The 19,454-nt window shown below is 65.7% G+C and carries 15 protein-coding genes and 1 pseudogene; 10 read left to right on the top strand and 6 right to left on the bottom strand.

The genetic code is table 11. The features are described 5' to 3' along the window. The 5 genes and pseudogenes from ACT53T_RS18240 to ACT53T_RS18220 all read left to right on the top strand — a co-directional run. Positions 1-528: pseudogene (locus ACT53T_RS18240) on the top strand (polysaccharide biosynthesis/export family protein); the annotation flags it as partial. Positions 529-701: 173 nt separating this feature from the next. Further along, positions 702-1,454 carry a CDP-alcohol phosphatidyltransferase family protein gene (locus ACT53T_RS18235; protein WP_400768172.1) on the top strand — a complete coding sequence of 251 codons (753 nt, stop codon included), beginning with the start codon at positions 702-704 and terminating at the stop codon, positions 1,452-1,454. A 136-nt stretch (positions 1,455-1,590) separates the two neighbouring features. Beyond that, positions 1,591-2,112, top strand: a complete 522-nt coding sequence (locus ACT53T_RS18230) for a Dps family protein (protein ID WP_018265712.1) — start codon at positions 1,591-1,593, stop codon at positions 2,110-2,112. Positions 2,113-2,190: 78 nt separating this feature from the next. After that, the gene (gene pepN, locus ACT53T_RS18225; protein ID WP_476162298.1) at positions 2,191-4,848 is read left to right on the top strand and encodes an aminopeptidase N; all 2,658 of its coding nucleotides are present in this window, start codon (positions 2,191-2,193) and stop codon (positions 4,846-4,848) included. Between the two features lie 121 nt (positions 4,849-4,969). Next, positions 4,970-7,252: a PAS domain-containing sensor histidine kinase gene (locus ACT53T_RS18220; RefSeq protein WP_476162297.1), complete on the top strand. Its 2,283-nt coding sequence runs from the start codon at positions 4,970-4,972 to the stop codon at positions 7,250-7,252. Positions 7,253-7,488: 236 nt separating this feature from the next. Here ACT53T_RS18220 and ACT53T_RS18215 read toward each other — a convergent pair whose 3' ends face one another. Further along, positions 7,489-9,054 carry a B12-binding domain-containing radical SAM protein gene (locus ACT53T_RS18215; protein WP_476162296.1) on the bottom strand — a complete coding sequence of 522 codons (1,566 nt, stop codon included), beginning with the start codon at positions 9,052-9,054 and terminating at the stop codon, positions 7,489-7,491. 316 nt (positions 9,055-9,370) lie between these two features. On the opposite strand from ACT53T_RS18215, the gene ACT53T_RS18210 reads away from it, so the two are divergent. Genes ACT53T_RS18210 through ACT53T_RS18200 form a run of 3 tightly spaced genes read left to right on the top strand, consistent with a single transcriptional unit; the run spans position 9,371 to position 11,810 of the window. Continuing rightward, positions 9,371-9,787 (top strand): SxtJ family membrane protein, encoded by a 417-nt coding sequence (locus ACT53T_RS18210; RefSeq protein WP_476162295.1) that lies wholly within the window; start codon positions 9,371-9,373, stop codon positions 9,785-9,787. Between the two features lie 34 nt (positions 9,788-9,821). After that, the gene (locus ACT53T_RS18205; protein WP_018265707.1) at positions 9,822-9,968 is read left to right on the top strand and encodes a DUF5989 family protein; all 147 of its coding nucleotides are present in this window, start codon (positions 9,822-9,824) and stop codon (positions 9,966-9,968) included. A 6-nt stretch (positions 9,969-9,974) separates the two neighbouring features. Beyond that, positions 9,975-11,810 (top strand): carbamoyltransferase family protein, encoded by a 1,836-nt coding sequence (locus ACT53T_RS18200; RefSeq protein ID WP_476162294.1) that lies wholly within the window; start codon positions 9,975-9,977, stop codon positions 11,808-11,810. Positions 11,811-11,814: 4 nt separating this feature from the next. Here the strand turns inward: ACT53T_RS18200 and ACT53T_RS18195 are convergent, their stop codons facing one another. From ACT53T_RS18195 to ACT53T_RS18185, 3 genes are all read right to left on the bottom strand, one after another. Beyond that, complete coding sequence (locus tag ACT53T_RS18195; protein WP_476162293.1) at positions 11,815-13,254, bottom strand: sensor histidine kinase; 1,440 nt, start codon at positions 13,252-13,254, stop codon at positions 11,815-11,817. Beyond that, the gene (locus ACT53T_RS18190) at positions 13,238-13,921 is read right to left on the bottom strand and encodes a response regulator transcription factor (RefSeq protein WP_476162299.1); all 684 of its coding nucleotides are present in this window, start codon (positions 13,919-13,921) and stop codon (positions 13,238-13,240) included. The genes ACT53T_RS18195 and ACT53T_RS18190 overlap by 17 nt, the downstream gene beginning before the upstream one ends. Before the next feature lie 175 nt (positions 13,922-14,096). After that, positions 14,097-15,680, bottom strand: a complete 1,584-nt coding sequence (locus ACT53T_RS18185; RefSeq protein ID WP_400768158.1) for a Do family serine endopeptidase — start codon at positions 15,678-15,680, stop codon at positions 14,097-14,099. Positions 15,681-15,955: 275 nt separating this feature from the next. Here ACT53T_RS18185 and ACT53T_RS18180 point away from each other — a divergent pair, with 275 nt between their 5' ends. After that, on the top strand, positions 15,956-16,372 hold the full coding sequence (locus tag ACT53T_RS18180) for a cupin domain-containing protein (RefSeq protein WP_476162292.1): 417 nt from the start codon (positions 15,956-15,958) through the stop codon (positions 16,370-16,372). Between the two features lie 66 nt (positions 16,373-16,438). Here ACT53T_RS18180 and ACT53T_RS18175 read toward each other — a convergent pair whose 3' ends face one another. Further along, positions 16,439-17,515 carry a hypothetical protein gene (locus tag ACT53T_RS18175; protein WP_476162291.1) on the bottom strand — a complete coding sequence of 359 codons (1,077 nt, stop codon included), beginning with the start codon at positions 17,513-17,515 and terminating at the stop codon, positions 16,439-16,441. A gap of 238 nt (positions 17,516-17,753) precedes the next feature. Between ACT53T_RS18175 and corA the strand changes: the two genes are divergently transcribed. Beyond that, positions 17,754-18,755, top strand: a complete 1,002-nt coding sequence (corA, locus tag ACT53T_RS18170) for a magnesium/cobalt transporter CorA (protein ID WP_476162290.1) — start codon at positions 17,754-17,756, stop codon at positions 18,753-18,755. A 53-nt stretch (positions 18,756-18,808) separates the two neighbouring features. Here the strand turns inward: corA and grpE are convergent, their stop codons facing one another. Further along, positions 18,809-19,411 carry a nucleotide exchange factor GrpE gene (grpE, locus tag ACT53T_RS18165; RefSeq protein WP_026191346.1) on the bottom strand — a complete coding sequence of 201 codons (603 nt, stop codon included), beginning with the start codon at positions 19,409-19,411 and terminating at the stop codon, positions 18,809-18,811. Positions 19,412-19,454 lie beyond the last annotated feature (43 nt).

Raw genomic sequence — 19,454 nt, 5'->3', positions numbered from 1 at the left:
ACCTTCGTCAGCCTGACGCGCGGCGACCGCACGGCGCGCGCGCCGATCCAGGCGCTGCTCGCCAATCCGCGCGAGAATATATTCGTGCGTCCGGGCGATGTGCTGACGGTGGAGCGGACGCCGCAGACCTTCACGGTCGCCGGCGCGACCGGGGCCAACGCCGTGGTGCCCTTCGACGCGCGGGGAATCACGCTGGAGGAGGCGATCGGCAAGGCCGGCGGCCTCGCGGACCAGCGCGCCGATCCGAGCGGGCTGTTCGTGCTGCGCTACGAGCAGACGGCGGTGATCGCGGATTATCCGACCGTGTCGCCGCTGCTGGCGTCACAGCGTCAGGTTCCGGTGGCCTATCATCTCGACATGCGCAGTCCGGCGGCGCTGTTCACGGCGCGTCGGTTCGCGATGCGGGACAAGGACATATTATATGTGTCCAACGCGCCTGTGACGGAGATCGCCAAGGCGTTTCAGCTGGTCTCCATGCTGACGCAGCCGGCGATTCAAGGCGCTGCGGTCGGCGCTGCGGTGAAGTGACGCATGCGGAATAGTCCCCTCTGAAATCTACCGTAAGGGTAGCAATAACGGTTGACGGAGGGGACGGGCGCGGGGCAATCTCACGGGCACTGATATTGCAGTGCGAAAAAGAGTCGTGATTCCGGCGAGATCGTCGCAGGAACGAGCACGGGCTTGGTTTTCGAGGGGGTTTCTTGGCGAACCGATTGAACACGAGCCTTTTGGCGATCGGCGAGCGGCGCGTGCTGCAGGCGCTGGCGCCGCGGCTTCCCGCCTGGACCACGCCGGATCATCTGACGGCGGCCGGACTGGTCGGCGCGGCGATGACGGCGGCGGGCTTCGCGCTCAGCCATTGGTCGGCCGGCTTCCTCGCAGTGGTCGTGGCGGGCCTGTTCCTGAACTGGTTCGGCGATTCGCTCGACGGAACGCTGGCCCGCTATCGCGGGATCGAGCGTCCGCGCTACGGCTTCCTTCTGGATCATTCGAGCGATCTGATCGCGCAGAGCCTGATCGTCGTGGGCCTCGGCGTCTCGCCCTATTTCACGCTTCCCTCGGCGCTGTTCGTGCTGTCGCTCTATCTTCTGATGAGCTCCTACACCTATCTGCGCGTGGCGACGGCGGGCGTGCATCGCTTGTCCTATGGCGGCATGGGCGCGACGGAGTTCCGCATTCTGGTCGCGGCCTGGAGCCTGTTCGCCTGCTGGCTCGGCCCGCAGGTGGTGGAGGCGCGGCTGTGGCGCTTCGCCATTCTCGACGTGACGATCGGAACGATGTCGGCCATCGCCTTTGCGCTCTTCGTGCTGATGGTGCGTCAGGATCTGTCGCGGATGGATCGCGACGACGACCAGGAATCGGCGACCATTCACCGCCTGCCGACGCGCCGCCACGCGGCCGAGCCGGCTGCGGCCGAGCCCGAGAGTGAGCTTCCCAGCGTCTCCGCCGGCTGAAGCGCGCGCGGAAAATCCGCCGCGACTTCCAAAAAATCCGCGTTCTGCAAAAAATCCGCGCCCGGCCATGGGAAGCCGCAGGCGCCGGCATATCTTGTCATAGCGATCCAGCCCTCCGCTCGAGGAGTAGCGACGCATGACAAACCGTGAAATTCGTTCCCGCCAAAAGGCCGCGCTCGAGACGCCGACCGGCTTCTCGCCCGAGGCGACGCGCGACCTCACCGGCGCGCTGAACGCGGTTCTGGCGGATGTTTTCGCCCTTTATCTCAAGACCAAGAATTTCCACTGGCACGTCTCCGGCCCGCACTTCCGCGACTATCATCTGCTGCTCGACGAGCAGGGCGCGCAGATTTTTGCGACGACGGACGAGATCGCCGAGCGCGTGCGCAAGGTCGGCGGCACGAGCTTGCGCTCGATCGGCCATATCGCGCGGCTGCAGCGCATCCTCGACAATGACGCCGATTATGTCGATCCGCAGGACATGCTGGCGGAGCTCCGCGACGACAATGGCGCGCTGGCGGCGCGCATGCGCGAGGCGCATTCCATCTGCGACGAGCGCGGCGACGTCGCCACGGCGAGCCTTCTGGAGAATTACATAGACGAGGCCGAAAGGCGGATATGGTTCCTGTTCGAGGCCGGCCGCCGCGGCAATGCGTGACGTGAATCGGCTGCGGCGGTCCCGTTTCCGTTGCGAAGCCGCGCGGCCGCGTGTAGGTGTGACGGGCATCGAGGTCCCATGCGCAACCCACCCCCCCAGGCCGTTCGTCTCGCTGATTATCGTCCGCCCGCGTTTCTGATCGACGCGGTCGATCTCGATATTTCTCTGCATCGAAGCAAGACGCGCGTCGTCGCGCGCCTCGCGATAAGGCGCAATCCCGCCGGCCGGGCGGGCGCGCCGCTCGCGCTCGACGGCGACGGGCTGGTCTTGCGGCGCGCGGCTCTGGACGGCGCGCCGCTCGCGCCCGAGGCCTATGAGGCGACGCCCGATTCCTTCGTGCTGCACGCCCCGCCCGAGGGGCCCTTCACGCTGGAGCTGGAGACGGAGGTCGACCCTTCCGCCAACACGCAATTGAGCGGGCTCTATCGCTCCGGCTCTGCCTATTGCACGCAATGCGAGGCGGAGGGCTTCCGCCGCATCACCTATTTTCTGGATCGGCCGGACGTCCTCAGCGTCTATACGACGCGCATAGAGGCGGAGAAGAGCGAAGCTCCGGTCCTGCTCGGCAATGGCAATCCGGTCGCCTCTGGCGATCTCGACGGCGGGCGGCATTTCGCGGTCTGGCGCGATCCTTTCCCGAAGCCCTGCTATCTCTTCGCCCTCGTCGGCGGCGATCTCGGCCATATTTCGGCGAGCTATCGCACCGGCTCCGGCCGCGACGTGGCGCTGGCCATCTATGTCGAGCGCGGCAAGGAGCCCTTCGCCTCCTATGCGATGGATTCGCTGGTGCGCTCCATGCGCTGGGACGAGCAGGCCTTCGGCCGCGAATATGATCTCGACGTGTTCAATATCGTCGCCGTCTCCGACTTCAACATGGGCGCGATGGAGAACAAGGGCCTCAACATATTCAACGACAAATATGTTCTGGCCTCACCCGAGACGGCGACCGACTCCGACTACGCCGGCATAGAGTCGGTCATCGCTCATGAATATTTCCACAATTGGACCGGCAATCGCATCACCTGCCGCGACTGGTTCCAGCTGTGCCTGAAGGAAGGCCTCACCGTCTATCGCGATCAGGAATTCTCGGCCGATCAGCGCTCGCGCGCGGTGAAGCGCATTTCCGATGTGCGCGGCTTGCGGCTGCAGCAGTTTCCCGAGGACGCCGGCCCGCTCGCCCATCCGGTGCGGCCGAACCTCTATCATGAGATCAATAATTTCTACACCGCGACCGTCTATGAGAAGGGCGCCGAGATCGTCCGCATGCTGAAGACGCTGATCGGCGACGCCGATTTCCGTCGCGGCATGGACCTCTATTTCGAGCGTTTCGACGGGACGGCGGCGACGGTCGAGAATTTCCTCTCCTGCTTCGCCGAGGCCTCGGGCCGCGATCTGACGCAATTTTCGCTCTGGTACGAGCAGGCCGGCACGCCGCTCGTGACGGTCGCGAGCGACTATGACGCGGGCGCCAAGACGCTGACGCTCAGCCTCGAGCAATCGACGCCGCCGACGCCAGGGCAGAACGAAAAGAAGCCCTTCGTCATTCCGCTGGCGCTCGGCCTCATCGGCGAGAATGGCGACGAGCTGACGCTGTCCGCCGCGCCCGGCGAGAGCGGGGCCAGCGCGGAAGAATGCGCCCGCGGCGTCGTCGAGCTTTCGACGCCTTCGCGCCGAATCGTGTTCGAGAATGTGCCGTCGCGCCCGGTGGTGTCGCTGCTGCGCGGCTTCTCCGCGCCCGTGCGCCTCGCGCCGCCGCAATCGGCGGAAGACCTCGAGCGCCTGCTCGCCCATGACAGCGATTCGTTCAATCGCTGGCAGGCGGCGCAGAGCCTCGCGCTGCGCTCCATCTTCTCGCGCATAGAGGCCGCGCGCGGCGGCGCAGCGTCGGACGATCGCGCCTTTTTCGACTCGCTGAAACGGCTCGTCGAGGCGGGGGAGGGCGATCCCAGCCTCGTCGCGCAGACGCTGGCTCTGCCCTCCGAGATCGACATTGCGCGCGAGATCGGCAAGGACGTCGACCCCGATGTGATCTTCGCGGCGCGCTCCGGCCTGAAGCGCGATCTCGGTCGTCATTTGGGCGCGGCGCTCGCCGAGGCGCACGCCCGCTTCGCCGCGCAGGAGGGCTTCTCGCCGGACGCCGACAGCGCCGGCCGGCGCTCCATGCGCAATGTCGCGCTCGATCTTCTCGCCGCGGGCGATCCGGCCTCGGGCGGTCCGCTGGCGGAGCGGCAATTCGCCGAGGCGACCAATATGACCGACCGCATCTCGGCGCTGGCGACGCTGTCGCATGTGCCGGGCGCGGCGCGGGAGGAGGCTTTCGCCGCCTTCTACGAGCGCTACAAGAAGGACCATCTCGTCCTCGACAAATGGTTCTCTCTGCAAGCGACCATTCCCGAGGCTGAGACCACCGCCCGCATCGCGCGGCTGATGGAGCATGCGGATTTCTCGCTCGCCAATCCAAACCGCGTGCGCGCCGTGGTCGGCTCCTTCGCCAATGGCAATCCGACGCGCTTCCATGCGCTGGACGGCTCCGGCTATGCGCTGCTCGAGCGCGTGGTGCTGGAGCTCGATCCAAAAAATCCGCAGCTCGCCGCGCGGCTGCTCTCGGCGCTGCGTTCCTGGCGATCGCTGGAGGAGCGCCGCCGCAAGCTCGCCGAATCGACGCTGCGTCGCATTCTGTCGACGCCCGATCTTTCCGCCGACGTCTCGGATATAGCGACGCGCGCGCTCGGCTGAGGGGCTTTACGTCCTATTAAGGTCTAGACAAAATCCCGCCAGCGGATTCGAATGGGGCTGATTCGGGGCGGGATGCGGCGCGTTTTTCCCCCTCTTGGGCCAACTGCGGGGATGGACGAAAATGGCGCGTGGGCGCGCGGCCAATACGACGACTTGCGCCGATACGTCATGGAGCGCTGCGGCCTCCTCGAGCATCGGCCGACTGATCACGAAAACGCCGAGCGCGCGCCAGCTGGCTCTCGCGCTCGGAACCTGCGCCGTCGCATTCGGCGCGCTGCTTCTCCTTCTGGCCGAGGCCGCGCATGAGCGCACTCTGGCGGAGGCGGCGCAGGAGCTCGAGATTTTCGCGCGCGCCGTCTCGCGCGACGTGGAGAGCTCGCTGCGCAGCGGCGCGGCGGCGCTGCCGGACTATGCCGCGACGCGCGGACGCCGCGTCGCCGTCGCCGATAGGGCCGGCCATATCGTCGCCGCGACGGCGCCGCTGGTCGCCTCCGGCGCGCTCGCCGATCTGCTCGGCGCCGAGCAGCTATTGATCGAATTCGGCGAGAAGGCCGGCGTGATGCGCGTCACCCTCGCCGATGGGCGCAAGGCGCTCGCCACCGTGCGCAATCTTTCGCCGGGGCAGGGCGGCGGACAATTGGCGGCCATCCTCTCCTATGACGCGGCGCTGGCCGAATGGCGCGGCCTTCTCGCCCTCTATGCGGCTCTGTCGGTCGCCGTCGCTACGGCCACTGCGCTCGGCCTCCTCGCCTTTCGCCGAGAGGCGCGTCGCGCTGCGCTCGCCGAGAGAGCGCAGATCGATCTGCGCCGGCGCGTCGACGCCGCGCTCGGCTCCGGCCGCTGCGGCCTTTGGGATTGGGACATTGCGCGCGGGCGCATCCATTGGTCCGACTCCATGTTCGGCCTGCTCGGCCTCGATCCCGAGCAGCGCTCGCTCTCCTTCGGCGAATTGAAGACACGGCTGCATCCGCAGGATGGCGATCTCGTCGCCATCGTCGAGACGATCGTCGCCTCCGGCTCGCGCGGCATGGATCACGAGTTCCGCATTCGCAATGCGCGCGGCGAGTTTCTGTGGCTGCGCGCCTGCGCCGAATTGATCGACGATCCCGAGGGCGGCAAGCGCCTCGTCGGCGTCGCCGTCGATATCTCCGAGCAGCGCGCGCTGGTGGAGGGCGCGGCGACGGCCGACATGCGGCTGCGCGACGCCATAGAGACGATCTCGGAAGCCTTCGTGCTGTGGGACGCGCATAATCGGCTCGTCGCCTGCAATTCGAAATTTTTGGCGCTGCACGGCCTCGCCGCCGAGGCCGCTGCGCCCGGCGCGAGCTATGCGCGCATCATGGCGAGCGCCTCCGCCGCCCTCGCCGAGACGCAGATCGTCTCCGATGAGGCCGTGACGGCGAGCGAGCGCACCTATGAGGCGCGGCTGGCGGATGGCCGCTGGCTGCAGATCAGCGAGCGCCGCACCAAGGACGGCGGTTATGTCTCCGTCGGCGCGGACATCACCGCGCTGAAGCGCAATCAGGAGAAGCTCATCGATTCCGAGCGTCGGCTGACGGCGAGCGTCGCCGATCTTCTGAAATCACGGCAGACGCTGGAGGCGCAGGCGCAGCAGCTCGCCACTCTCGCCGAGCAATATCATCTTCAGAAGGGCGAGGCCGAGGCCGCTTATCAGGCCAAATCCGAATTCCTCGCCAATATGAGCCACGAGCTGCGCACGCCGCTCAACGCCATCATCGGCTTTTCGGAGATGATGCAGGCGCAGGTGTTCGGCCAGCTCGGCTCGACCAAATATGTCGAATATTGCAACCACATCCATCAGGGCGGCCGCTATCTGCTCGATGTGCTGACCGATATTCTCGACATGTCGCGGCTCGAGGCCGGCCGCGTGCGGCTCGACCAGCGCGAGGTCGATGTCTCGGGCGCCGTGCGCGCCACGGTGGAGCGCTTCCGCCACAGCGCCGAGACGAAGCGCGTCGAGATCAGCGTCGACGCCCGCGACGGGCTGCGCTGCTATGGCGATCACGACGCGATCGTCAAATCGATCGGCGTGCTGGTTTCCAACAGTCTGAAATTCACCACGGCCGGCGGCGCGGTGCGCGTGCGCGCGCGCCGTCTCGCGCGCTCTGTCGCCATTTTCGTCGAGGACGACGGCTGCGGCATCGAGAAGGCCGCCATCCCCAAGCTCGGCCGGCCCTTCGAGCAGCCGATCGCGGTCATAGAGAATGGCATGAAAGGTTCTGGCCTCGGCCTCGCAATCGCGCGCTCGCTGATGGCGCTGCATGGCGGCGCGCTGCGCATACGCTCGCATGTGGGCATCGGCACGATCGCGATGCTGCGCATTCCCGTGCGGCCGACGACGCGGGCGATTTCGACACAAGGCGCGCGGACGTCGCTGCATTGAGGACGCGCTGTGCGAGGCGAGCCTTCGAGCTCGCGATTTTGGCTGAGTGGTTCGGCGTGCTCTCCCTCTCCCCGCACGCGGCTATGGAATGCACACATCCTCCTCGTCACAGGGCGTCCCACCTTCCTCACCCCGGGGCGTCTTGGCCGGGCTTGTCCCGGCCACCCACGCCAGCGCACGCCGAGGCGTGGTAGAAGCTTGGCGTAACGCCGAAGCTCCGACGACGTCCGCCGCCGTCACTCCGCTGCGGCCTCCGCCATCTCCCGCCGCGGCGGCGCATAGGCCAATTGCGGCTCCCAATAATTGCCGCGGTCGAACATGTGCCGCGCTTGCGCATATTGGAACATGATGCGGCCGACGATCTTCGCCGTCGCCGGCTTGCGCAGCGCCGCGCCCCACACTTTGTTCCACATGCGCCCTTCGGCGTCGCCGAGACGGCGCACCTCGGCGGCGATCTCCATTGCCTGCCGCTCCACCTCGCGAAAGCTCTCGAACTCCGGCAGCTCGGCGTCGCTCAAATCGCGCGCGCGGCCGAAGCTGTGAATGAAATTCAACATGCGCTCGCCGAAGGCGGCGGGCGAATAGAGCGCGTTGCAGAGATTGTGCAGGCCGGAATTCAGCTCCTCCATGCTCATCGTCACCGGGCGAATATTGGAGCCCCAGGGAACCGCCTGCGTCTCGACAGTGCCTTGCAGCAGGCGTCCCTCGGCCGTGATGCGGTCGAAGAGCGGCGTCGCCTCCGAGGCCATCAGCGCGCCGAGGCTGAAGATGGGGATCGGCGTCGACATGGCGAATTCATATTGCTGCGAAAACACGTTCGGCCCATCGTGATCGAAGCCGACGATCATGCCGCCCATCACCGAAACGCCGCGGTCGATGAGCTTCTGCACCTCGCTTTGAATGTCGATCTTCAAATTCTGCTTCTTGCCGGTCTCGCGCAGGCTGTCGAGATTGGGCGTCTCTATGCCGATGAACACTTGATGCACGCCGGCCTCGACCAGCATGTCCATCAGCTCCGCATCGCGGGTCGCGTCGATGGAGATTTGCGTGACGAAATCCATCTCATGGCCATTGCGCCGCCAATGCGCCATCGCCTCCAGCAGCTCCTTGCAATGAGCGCGATAGGCGGTGAAATTGTCATCGGCCAAGAATGTCGCGCGAAAGCCATGCGCCCATAGAGCGTCGAGCTCGGCGATCACATTGGCGATCGGCTTGTGGCGCTGCTTGCGGCCGAGATATTGGATGACGTCGCAGAATTCGCATTCGAACGGACAGCCGCGCGAGGTCTGCACGGCGCCGAGCATGGCGCGATGATTGGGATAGAGATCCCAGCGCGGGATCGGGCTCGTCGCCAGCGAAGGCTTGTCGCCGATGTAGCGATCGCGCGGACGCCCGCGGCGCAGATCGGCGAAGAATTCTTCCGAAATCTCCTCGATCTCGCCGCTCACCAGCACGTCGCAATGCGCGGCGAGATGATCGGGGCTGAGGCTGGCGTATGGCCCGCCGATGATGACTTTCTTGCCGCGGCGACGAAATTCGTCGGCGATGGCGATCATGCGGCGGCGCTGGCTCACCTTGCCGGTGACGCAAATCCAATCCGCGTCATGATCGAAATTCACGGGCGCGACGCCCTCGTCGCTGATCTCGATCGCGAAGTCGCGCGGCGCCATAGCGGCGACCGTGGTCGATGAGAGATCGGCCATCATGACGCCGGAAGGCCGGCCGGATGCGACGAGAATCTCTGCGCCGAAGTAGGTTGGAAAATCTGCAGCGGGATTGATGATATAAAGGGATGAGGTCATTGCAGGCCCCTTTCCGACAACCCATGAATTAAGGTCCTTTTTTTTGTCGCGCGCAAGCCGAAAGCGCGCGGAGGCCGCTCATTCGCGCGGCGACGGCCCGTCGCTCGAAGGTCATCCACAGGCTCGCCCGCGCCGCGATGCCGGTGCGCAAAGTCATGCGAGCATGGAAACGTCATGCCGCTCAATCTTCTACATCGATCTGCGGATGCGGATGGGGATACCCCGTAATTGACGCTCGGCTTTTCACCGCCTAAGCCTCGAAAGGTTTCGACGACGACGCGTCTCTACGGTTTTTTTCAGGGAATAGCGCCATAAGATGACGCATGAAACCCTCACCTCGGATCGGCCGGTCGAGCGTGGCTCCGATCGCTCTTTCGGCCTGGTGATCGCCGCCGCGCTGACCATTTTGGCGCTGGCGCCGATGTGGCGAAACGACTCTCCGCACGTCTGGGCGCTCGCCGTCGCCGCGGTTTTCGCAGCGCTCGCCATCATCGCGCCGAAGCGGCTCGCAGCGCTCAATGATCTGTGGCTCGCCTTCGGATCGACGCTTCACAAAATCGTCAATCCGATCGTCATGGCCGTGCTGTTCTTCGGCGTGGTGACGCCGATCGCAATTCTCTTTCGTCTGCGTGGGCATGATCCGCTCGCGCTGCGCTTCGACGAGGCGGCGGAGAGCTATTGGACGCGGCGCGGCGATGCGGACGGCGCCTCCGACATGCGCAAGCAATTCTGACCGCAAAAGCAATTTCTGACAGGAGACGAATGCGATGGATATGGTTGTCGAGCTGTGGGATTTCGTGGCGAGCCGCAAGAAATATTGGATGGCGCCAGTGCTCGGCGTGATGATGCTGCTCGGCGGCCTGATGCTGCTGCAGGGAACGGCGGTCGCGCCTTTCATCTACACGCTGTTCTGATCGCTCGTGCGAATTCTGGGCGTTTCCGCCTTCTATCACGACAGCGCGGCCGCGTTGATCGAGGATGGACGCATCGTCGCCGCCGCGCAGGAAGAGCGCTTCTCTCGCGTCAAGCATGATGCGCGCTTCCCCGCCAACGCCATCGATTATTGCCTCGCCGCCGCCGGCGTCGAGGCGAAGGACATCGATCACGTCGCCTTCTACGACAAGCCTTTCGTGAAGTTCGAGCGTTTGCTCGAGACCTATATGGCCTTCGCGCCGCGCGGGTTTCAGTCCTTCGCGACCGCTCTGCCGGTGTGGCTGCGCGACAAGCTGTTTCAAAAATCTCTGCTCACGCAAAAGCTGAAGCATCACGCGCCCAATGTCGATTGGCGCGCGCGTCTGCTCTTCGCCGAGCATCATCTCAGCCATGCGGCGAGCGCCTTCTATCCATCGCCCTTCGACGAGGCTGTCGTGCTGACGATGGACGGCGTCGGCGAATGGGCGACCACATCGGTCGCCTTCGGCGAGGGCGCGAAGCTCGCCATGCAGCGCGAATTGCGCTTTCCGCATTCGCTCGGCCTGCTCTATTCGGCCTTCACCTATTACACGGGATTCAAGGTCAATAGCGGCGAATATAAGCTGATGGGCCTCGCGCCCTATGGCGAGCCGAAATATGCGAGCCTCATTCTCGATCACATCGTCGATCTGAAACAGGACGGCACATTCCGTCTCGATCAATCCTATTTCGATTATTGCACAGGGCTGCGCATGTCGAGCGAGAAGCTGCATCGCCTGTTCGGCGGGCCGCCGCGCGCGCCGGAGGAGCAGCTGACGCAGCGTCATATGGACATAGCCGCGTCGATCCAGGCGGTGACGGAGGAGATCGTGCTGCGCCTGACGCGCGCGCTGGCGGCGGAGACGGGCGCGCGCAATCTCTGCCTCGCCGGCGGCGTCGCGCTCAACTGCGTCGCCAATGGCAAGGTTCTGCGCGACAAGAGCTTCGAGCGCATTTGGATTCAGCCTGCGGCGGGCGACGCCGGCGGCGCGCTCGGCGCCGCGCTGCTCGCCTATCACGAATTCAACGGGCGTCCGCGCGCCGCGCGCGGCGAGAGCGACGCCATGCAGGGCGCCTATCTCGGGCCGTCCTATTCGCAGAGCGACATAGAGCGCCGGCTCGCCGATTGCGGCGCGCGCTTCACGACGCTCTCGGATGAGGAGACCATCGCCGTCACTGCGCGCGATCTCGCCGAAGGCAGGGCTGTGGGCTGGTTCCAGGGGCGCATGGAGTTCGGCCCGCGCGCGCTCGGCGGGCGTTCCATTCTCGCCGATCCGCGCTCGCCGCAAATGCAGAGAACGCTCAATCTCAAGGTGAAATATCGCGAGTCCTTTCGGCCCTTCGCGCCGTCCGTTCTACGCGAGCATGTCGCCGATTGGTTCGATCTCGACGAGGATTCGCCCTACATGCTGCTCGTCGCCGATGTCGCGACGAAGCACAGGCTCGCGACCAGCGCGGAGGATGAGGCGCTGTTCGGCATAGAGCGCTTGCAGCGGCCGCGCAGCGTCATTCCGGCAGTGACGCATGTCGATTGCTCCGCGCGCGTGCAGACGGTGCATCACGAGACCAATCCGCGCTATCACGCGCTGATCTCGGCCTTTCATGCGCTGACATCGTGTCCCGTGCTGGTCAATACCAGCTTCAATGTGCGCGGCGAGCCGATCGTCTGCAAGCCGGAGGACGCCTTCGCCTGCTTCATGGGCACGGAGATCGAGACGCTCGTCGTCGGCAATTGCCATTTGCGCAAGGAGGATCAGGACCCTGCGCTGCGCAAGGACTACAAGGACAGATTCGAGCTCGATTGAGGAGCTATTCCGCCGGCGGCGCCAGCGGAACGGCGGGGGAGGGCGCGGCGCTCGGCGCATGGGTCTTGGCCGCCGCGCGCGGCAGCGCCAGCACGACGCGCAGTCCCGGCGCATTGTCCTCTATGCGCAAGGTCCCGCCATGCAGGCGCGCCACGGCGGCGGCGAGCGACAGGCCTAGGCCGGAGCCCGGCCGCGAGCGCGAATTCTCGAGCCGCACGAAACGGCCGATCACCCGGTCGCGATCCTTCTCCGCTATGCCGGGGCCGCGATCGGAGACCTCGATCTCTATACCGTCGCTCGTCCCTCGCGCCGCGACGCGCACGACGGCGCCGGGCGCGGTCGCGCCATATTTCAGCGCATTGTCGACGAGATTGACCAGCGCCTGCCCGAGCAGCTCGCGATTGCCGCGCAGCGTCAGACCCTCGGCGGCGGCGAGCTCTATGCGCGCGCCATGCTCCTCGGCGACGGGCTCGTACATTTCGGCAATGTCGGCGGTGACGCGGCCGGCGTCGAAATCGCTGGAGAAATCGCTGCAATAGCCGGCCTCGGCGCGGGCGATCATCAGCAGCGCGTCGAAGATGCGGATGAGCGCGTCCGATTCCTCGATCATGTCGGTCAGCGCGTCGCGATATTGGTCGGCGCCGAGATCGGCGCGCAGCGCGGCGTCGGCGCGATTGCGCAGGCGCGTCAGCGGCGTCTTGAGATCATGGGCGATATTGTCGGAGACCTCGCGCAGCCCCGCCATCAGCTGCTCGATGCGGTCCAGCATGGCGTTGAGATTGCCGGCGAGACGGTCCAGCTCGTCGTCCGCGCCCATCAGCGGCAGGCGCTGCTCGAGATCGCCGGACATGATGCGGCGGGCCGAGGCGGAGAGCTTGTCGAGCCGCGCCAGAATGCGCCGCGCGACGATGAGGCCGCCGAGCGTGCCGATGGCGATGAGCCAGAACAGCGAGGCGACGAGCGCGCGGCGCAATATGCCGCGCAGCAGCTTTCGGTCTTGCAGATCATGGCCGACCAGCAGGCGAAAGCCGCCGGGGAGCTGGAATAGCCGCATCATGGCGCGATGATGGGCGGCGGTTTCGCCGCGCCGCTGATAGCGCGCCTCGACCAGCTCGGAGCCGTCCGGCAGGTCCGGCGGCAGCTCGGCAATATTGCCGACGACGAGCTCGCCGGAGAAGGTCGTCACCAGATAGAGCGAGGCGCCGGGCGTGCGCACGCGCCGCTCGATCACCTCCACCAGCTGGCGAATGCCGCCTTCCGAATATTGCTCGGCGAGGCCGCGAATGTCGGCGTCGATCGTCTGCGCGGTCTGCTCGTCGAAAAGGTCCTCGACATTGATCTGCACGCGGGTCAGCACCAATGCGGCGCCGATGCCGAAGAGCACCAGATAGGCGAGCGACAGCTTGAAGGCCGTCGTGCGGAAGAGTCTAACGAGCGCCTTCACGGATCATATATCCGGCGCCGCGGATCGTGTGCAAAAGCGGCGTCTCGCGGCCCTTGTCGATCTTGGAGCGCAGTCTGGAGATGTGGACGTCGATGACATTGGTCTGCGGATCGAAGTGATAATCCCAGACATTCTCGAGCAGCATGGTGCGCGTCACCACCTGGCCGGCGTGCTTCATGAGATATTCCAGCAGGCGGAACTCGCGCGGCTGCAGCACGATCTCCTGTCCGGCGGACACCACCTTATGGGCCAGCCGATCGAGCTCGAGATCGCCGACGCGATAGACGGTCTCCTCCGGCCTCGGCCCGCCGCGGCGGCGCGCCAGCGCCTCGACGCGGGCGAGCAGCTCGGAGAAGGCGTAGGGCTTGGACACGTAATCGTCGCCGCCGGCGCGCAGGCCGCGCACGCGATCGTCCACCTGGCCGAGCGCGGAGAGGATGAGGGCGGGGGTGTCGATCTTCTGCTCGCGCAGGCCCGAGATCAGCGAGAGCCCGTCCAGCTTGGGCAGCATGCGGTCGACGACGAGCACGTCGTAATGGCCTTCCGCCGCGGCCGCATAGCCGGAGAGCCCGTCCGCCGCATGATCGGCGACATGGCCTTGCTCGCGAAACGCCTTCACGAGATAGGCGCCGGCTTCCGAATCGTCCTCGACGACCAATATTCGCATCTCTCTCATATAGCGCGCCTCGAATAAAAACGGCAGGCCGGCGATACGCGCCGACCTGCCGCGACTGACGCGGCGGGAGAGGAGACGAAACGCCTCCCGCCGCCTCCTTTGCGCTGGCCCGCTACACGGGGGGCGGGCAAAACGGGCCGATCGCGCAAGAAGCTCTAGAGCGCCGTCACGACGCCGGATTGACCGAGAGGGCGACGAAGCGGGCGCCCTCCGGGGATTTCACGCGCAGCAGCACGGATTTGCGGCCCTCCTTCTTGGCCGAGTCGATGGCGGCTTGCAGATCGCCGCGTCCTTTGAGCGTCTGGCCATTGGCCTCGACGATCACATCGCCCTGGCGCAGGCCCTTCTGGGCGGCGGCGCCATTGGGGTCTATGCCGACGATGATGAGGCCCTCGCCGCCGCGGCCGCCGCGCACCTCGGCCGCCGGGGCGACCTCTATGCCATAGGCGGCCAGCGCCGCGCCGGGCTCGACGCCGTCGTCATTGGATTCGGCGGCGGCGGTCTCCTTCTCGCTCGGCAGCTTGCCGAGCTTCAGCTTCACATTCTTCTCCGCGCCGTTGCGCAGATAGGTCAACTCCGCGCTCTTGCCGGGGCCGAGCGTCGCTATGCGGCGGGCGAGGTCGCGCGGTCCGTCCACCTTCTGGCCGTCCACGGCCGTCACCACGTCGCCGGCCTTCAGCCCGGCCGCCTCGGCCGGTCCGCCGCGCTGCGGCTGCGCGATCAGCGCGCCTTTGCTCGTCTTGAGCCCCAGGCTCTCGGCGATCTCCGGCGTGATCGGCTGGATGGAGACGCCGATCCAGCCGCGCGCCACCTGTCCCTTGTCCTTGAGCGCGGCGATGACGTCCTTGGCCACCTCGGAGGGGATGGCGAAGCCGATGCCGACCGAGCCGCCGGAGGGCGAGTAGATCGCCGTGTTGACGCCGATCACCTGGCCATGCTCGTCGAAGGAGGGGCCGCCGGAATTGCCGCGGTTCACCGGCGCGTCGATCTGGATGAAATCGTCATAGGGGCCGGCGCCGATGTCGCGGCCGCGCGCCGAGACGATGCCCGCCGTCACTGTGCCGCCGAGGCCGAAGGGATTGCCGACCGCGATCACCCAATCGCCGACGCGCGGGCTGGAGCTCGCCCAGTCCACATGCGGCAGATTATTGCCGTCGCTGATCTTCAGCAGCGCGAGATCGGTGCGCTTGTCGGTTCCGATGATCTTCGCGGGCAGCGTGCGGCCGTCGTCGAACGTCACCTCCACCTGCGTCGCATTCTCGACGACATGGTTGTTGGTGACGACATAGCCGTCATTGGTGATGACGAAGCCGGAGCCTTGCGCCTGCGTCATATGCTTCTGCCGGCCGCGTCCGCCTCCCGGAGGCTCGCCGAAATGGCGGAAGAAGCGATAGAGCGGGTCGTCGGGCGAAAGCTCGGGCGGCGCGCCGGGAAAGCCTTCCTCGGGGCCGCCGCCGGCCTCCAGCGCCTTGGTCTTGATCGCGACCACGGCGGGCTTCACCCGCTCGACGACATCGGCGAAAGATTGCGGGCCGACGGCCGGGGCCGCGCTCTGGCTGGAGCTCTGCGTCTGCGTCGCAGGAGCCTGGCCCCAGGCGAGCGTCTGCGCCGGGGAGAGCAGCGTCGCGCCGAGCGCGAGAGCGGCGGCGCCGGACATCAGCGCGAGGCGGAAAGGGCGTCCTTCTGGACGACGCCAGCGCGCCGTGCGGCTGGTGGCGAGAGCTCGACGAAACAGCATAGGCAAGGTCATCAAACCGTCTCCATCGATCTGCCAGCGGCGCGCTCTCTCACTCGGGAGCTGCGGCCGGTGGCGCGGCGGGGCGTCCGCCTTCGACGATGAAGATGGTGTTCGTGAGCTTACGCCACAGTGGCTGCCGCATGAAACTTTCGTAAGGCGCGAGCGCGGGCTCGGGCGCGGCGCCTTCTCGGGCAATTCGCCCGGCGCCCGGAGGGATGGCGTCCATGGCGCGGCGCGGCCTCTTTCGTCAGGCTGTTCCGGTCGTCTCGGACCGGGAAGAAAGCGCAATGACGAAATTCATTTTCGACGACCAGAACATCGATTGGAAGAGACTCGAAGGGATCGATCACCTCTGGCTCTCCGTGCTGAATATCGATGACGAGGCCGGCATCGTTCATGTCTTGTACAAATTCGCCGCCAATGAGAAAATCCTGCTGCATCGTCACAAGACTCTGAACAAGACCTTCGTGATTCAAGGCGAGCATCGCCTCTATCACGCCAATGACGAGATAAAGGAGGTGCGGCCGGTGGGCAGCTACAAGGTCAGCCCGCCGACGGAGAACCCGCATCGCGAGGGCGGCGGCGATCAGGACGTGATCGTTTTCTTCACCATCTATGGGAAGGGTCTGCTCTATGAGATTCTGGACGATGCGCAGAATGTCGTCGCGCCGATCACTGTCGAGGATTTTCGCGCGCTGATGTGATTTCGACAGGGTCGGAGCGCGGATCGCTCGGCGACGGCGCGGCCTTCGCGCCGTCGCCAGCGGCGTTCAGACGAGAGCGAGGCGCAGGCCGCACATTCCGAGCATTATGGCGAGAGCGAGGAGGGCGGCCGCCGCCGTCACGCCGATCATCGCGCCACTCGCCCATCGCACTGGCAGACCATGGCCGAGCATCGCCATTCTCAGGCCGGCGCCCATATGCGCCACGACGAAGAAAACACCCAGCGCATAATGGGGAATGAGGCGATTGCTCCATCCGCTCGCGATCAGCCCGCCCCACGCCTCGCTGGTCGCGAAGGACCAATCCGTGGCGATCGGCGGATTGGACCAGCCGCGCGCATAGACGAACACCGAATTCATATGGCCGAGGATGAAGACGGCGAGATAGACGCCCGCCGCGATTTGGAAAATCCTGAACGGATCGGCGCTCGCGCGCAAATGGCGCCACGCGAGAAACGATCCGCTCGCCACTTGAAACAGCATTGTGGCGACGAGCAGCGGCTCGACGAGAGCGGAGCCATAAATGGCGTGAACGCTCTTCATGAGGCTGCGATGCGCATCCGGCCCGATCAGGCCCGCGAGATGATTGACGAGATGAAAGCCCAGGAACGCGGCGAGGATGGCGATTGCGGCGACGCCATGCGCGATGCGTAGCGTCGCCGGCGCGGCCGCCGAGGATGCGAGCGGATAGCGGTCGTCCGGGCTCGCGACGATTGCGACGATGAGGAGGACCCACAGCAGCGCAAAGGCCCATTCATCGGGAAGCGGGCTATTGGTCATGAAATCGACGACGCCGAGGAAGGTGTAGATCGCCGGCGCGGCGACGACGATCAGCGCCACGAACTCGGCGCGTCGTTCCGCCACAGTCGGCGCCGCGATGCGCGCCAGGCGGAACGATGCGAGCAGGCCGATCAGCGGGACCGCAAAGGCCATAGCCAAGAAAACCGCGGCGCCGATCCAAGCGACGAGATGCGCCTGTCCCGACGGCTCGAGCGTCGTGGCGGCGAGATTGAAGGCATGCAGCGTCCAGGGATAAGCGATCGCCGCCAATGGCGCGCCGATCAAGCCGAGCTTGCGTGAAACGGCGACGCGATCCGGCGTCGCGCCTTGCGCTTCTATCGTCATATTTCTGGCCTCCCGATCAACGTCCGCCCCGCATCGGCGGCTCATGGAGCTTCAAATATTCGTGACGTCGCGGCGACTGCGGCCGCGTGGATGCGTCGGCGTTCGCTCGCGCATCGAAAATTCTTTTCGTCCGGCTCAGATTAGCCAGACGCGACGGAGCTGTCACGCTCGTGCGATAGATAGCTTATTGAAACGACCCTATTATGATGCCGCCGTGGAGCGCGCTCGGAGCGAGAATATGAACGATAGGCCGCAAAGCGACGGGCGTGAGCCTGGCGTGGTCGCCGCCGCCGTCTATGCCGACGGCCGCCGGCTTCAGGACATTGCGATCGACGAGGCCGGCGCCTTCGCCGTGCGTCCCGGCCATGTCGTTTGGATCGGCCTCTATGAGCCGTCTTTCGCGCTGCTGGCGCGCGTGCAGCGGCAGTTCGATCTGCATCCTCTGGCGATAGAGGACGCCGGCAAGGCGCATCAATATCCCAAGCTCGAGCAATTTGGCGACGGCCTGTTCATCGTCGCGCGCACCGCGCAAATGGAGAATGGCCGCATCGCTTTCGGCGAGACGCATCTCTTCGTCGGCAAGGGCTATGTGCTGTCGATCCGCCACGGCGCCTCCAGCTCTTACGCGCATGTGCGCGAGCGTTGCGAGGCGGCGCCGCATGGGCTCTCAGAGGGCGAGGATTATATCGTCTACGCCATTCTCGATTTCATCGTGGACAATTACTTTCCCGTGCTGGCGACGATCAATGCGGAAGTCGAAGAGATAGAGGATCATATTCTCGCGCAATCGCCGGACAAGACGCATGTCGATCGGCTCTATGCGCTGCGTCGCGATCTCTTGCGGCTCGGCAACGCCGTCGCGCCGCTGGTCGACGTCTGCCAACGCCTCGAGCATACCGAGGTGATGGCGATCGACGCCGCCATGCGTCCGCATTTTCGCGACGTGACCGACCATATTCTGCGCGTGCGCGAGCAGATCGCCACCTTGCGCGAGGTGCTGGCCTTCGCCTTCGAGGCGAGCCTGATGAACGGTCAGATGCAGCAGACCCATATCACGCGGCGGCTTGCCGCCTGGGGCGCGATATTGGCGGTGCCGACAGCGATCGCCGGCATTTACGGGATGAATTTCAAGAATATGCCGGAGCTCGAATGGCGCTACGGCTATTTCCTCATCCTCGCGGCGACGGTGGCGATCTGCGCGACGCTCTATTGGCGCTTTCGCCGCAATGATTGGCTCTGACGCGCGGCGTCATCCACGTCGCGCGCTCCCGGTCATCCAGAAAAAGCATAGGGTCAGGCCTTCGGCCCGCCCCGCGAGATTCCGACCTTGGCGGGGCGCAGCACGCGCTCGCCGATCGTATAGCCGGGCTCGACCACTTGCGCGACCGTGCCATGCGGCACGCTCTCGTCCGGGATCTCGAACAGCGCCTCGTGCTGATTGGGGTCGAAACGCTGGCCCTGCGCCTCGATCTTCTTGACGCCGAAGCGGGCGAGGCGGGAGACGAAATCGCGCTCGGTCAGCTCGACGCCTTCGATGAAAGTGGACAGGCTCTGCTCGAGGCCCTCGCGCGCCTTTGCCGGCACGCTGTCGACCGCGCGGCGCAGATTATCGGCGAAGGTCAGCATCTCGCGGGCGAAATTGGTGACGCCATAGGTCTTGGCGTCGGCGATCTCCTTCTCGGTCCGCCGGCGCAGATTCTCCATATCGGCGAGCGTGCGCAGCAGCTTGTCCTTCAAGCTGGCGACCTCGGCGTGGAGATTGGCGAGCTCGGTGAAGGGCTCGGGCTCGGCGATGTCGGATTCGGCGCCGGGCTGCGCCAGAGCGGAGGCCTCGGCGTCCTCGGCCTGACGGGCGCGGGCCTCTTCCTGCGTGTCCTTTTTCTTATCGTCGCTCATGATCTCTTCCATTGGCGATGAAACGTCCCCGATATCAGTGCGG

Source organism: Methylosinus sp. DMC45 (genome assembly GCF_056313885.1).
Note: the sequence above shows the minus strand (reverse complement) of the source record. Positions and strands in the feature narration are given on the sequence as shown.

Excerpts from the sequence above, each read along its gene's own strand:
- pepN (WP_476162298.1), top strand. The coding sequence starts at position 2,191 with ATGCGCAACCCACCCCCCCAGGCCGTTCGTCTCGCTGATTATCGTCCG.
- ACT53T_RS18190 (WP_476162299.1), bottom strand. The coding sequence starts at position 13,921 with ATGCGAATATTGGTCGTCGAGGACGATTCGGAAGCCGGCGCCTATCTC.
- ACT53T_RS18180 (WP_476162292.1), top strand. The coding sequence starts at position 15,956 with ATGACGAAATTCATTTTCGACGACCAGAACATCGATTGGAAGAGACTC.
- ACT53T_RS18210 (WP_476162295.1), top strand. The coding sequence starts at position 9,371 with ATGACGCATGAAACCCTCACCTCGGATCGGCCGGTCGAGCGTGGCTCC.
- ACT53T_RS18185 (WP_400768158.1), bottom strand. The coding sequence starts at position 15,680 with ATGACCTTGCCTATGCTGTTTCGTCGAGCTCTCGCCACCAGCCGCACG.
- ACT53T_RS18230 (WP_018265712.1), top strand. The coding sequence starts at position 1,591 with ATGACAAACCGTGAAATTCGTTCCCGCCAAAAGGCCGCGCTCGAGACG.
- grpE (WP_026191346.1), bottom strand. The coding sequence starts at position 19,411 with ATGAGCGACGATAAGAAAAAGGACACGCAGGAAGAGGCCCGCGCCCGT.
- ACT53T_RS18220 (WP_476162297.1), top strand. The coding sequence starts at position 4,970 with ATGGCGCGTGGGCGCGCGGCCAATACGACGACTTGCGCCGATACGTCA.
- ACT53T_RS18205 (WP_018265707.1), top strand. The coding sequence starts at position 9,822 with ATGGATATGGTTGTCGAGCTGTGGGATTTCGTGGCGAGCCGCAAGAAA.
- ACT53T_RS18175 (WP_476162291.1), bottom strand. The coding sequence starts at position 17,515 with ATGACGATAGAAGCGCAAGGCGCGACGCCGGATCGCGTCGCCGTTTCA.
- ACT53T_RS18215 (WP_476162296.1), bottom strand. The coding sequence starts at position 9,054 with ATGACCTCATCCCTTTATATCATCAATCCCGCTGCAGATTTTCCAACC.
- corA (WP_476162290.1), top strand. The coding sequence starts at position 17,754 with ATGAACGATAGGCCGCAAAGCGACGGGCGTGAGCCTGGCGTGGTCGCC.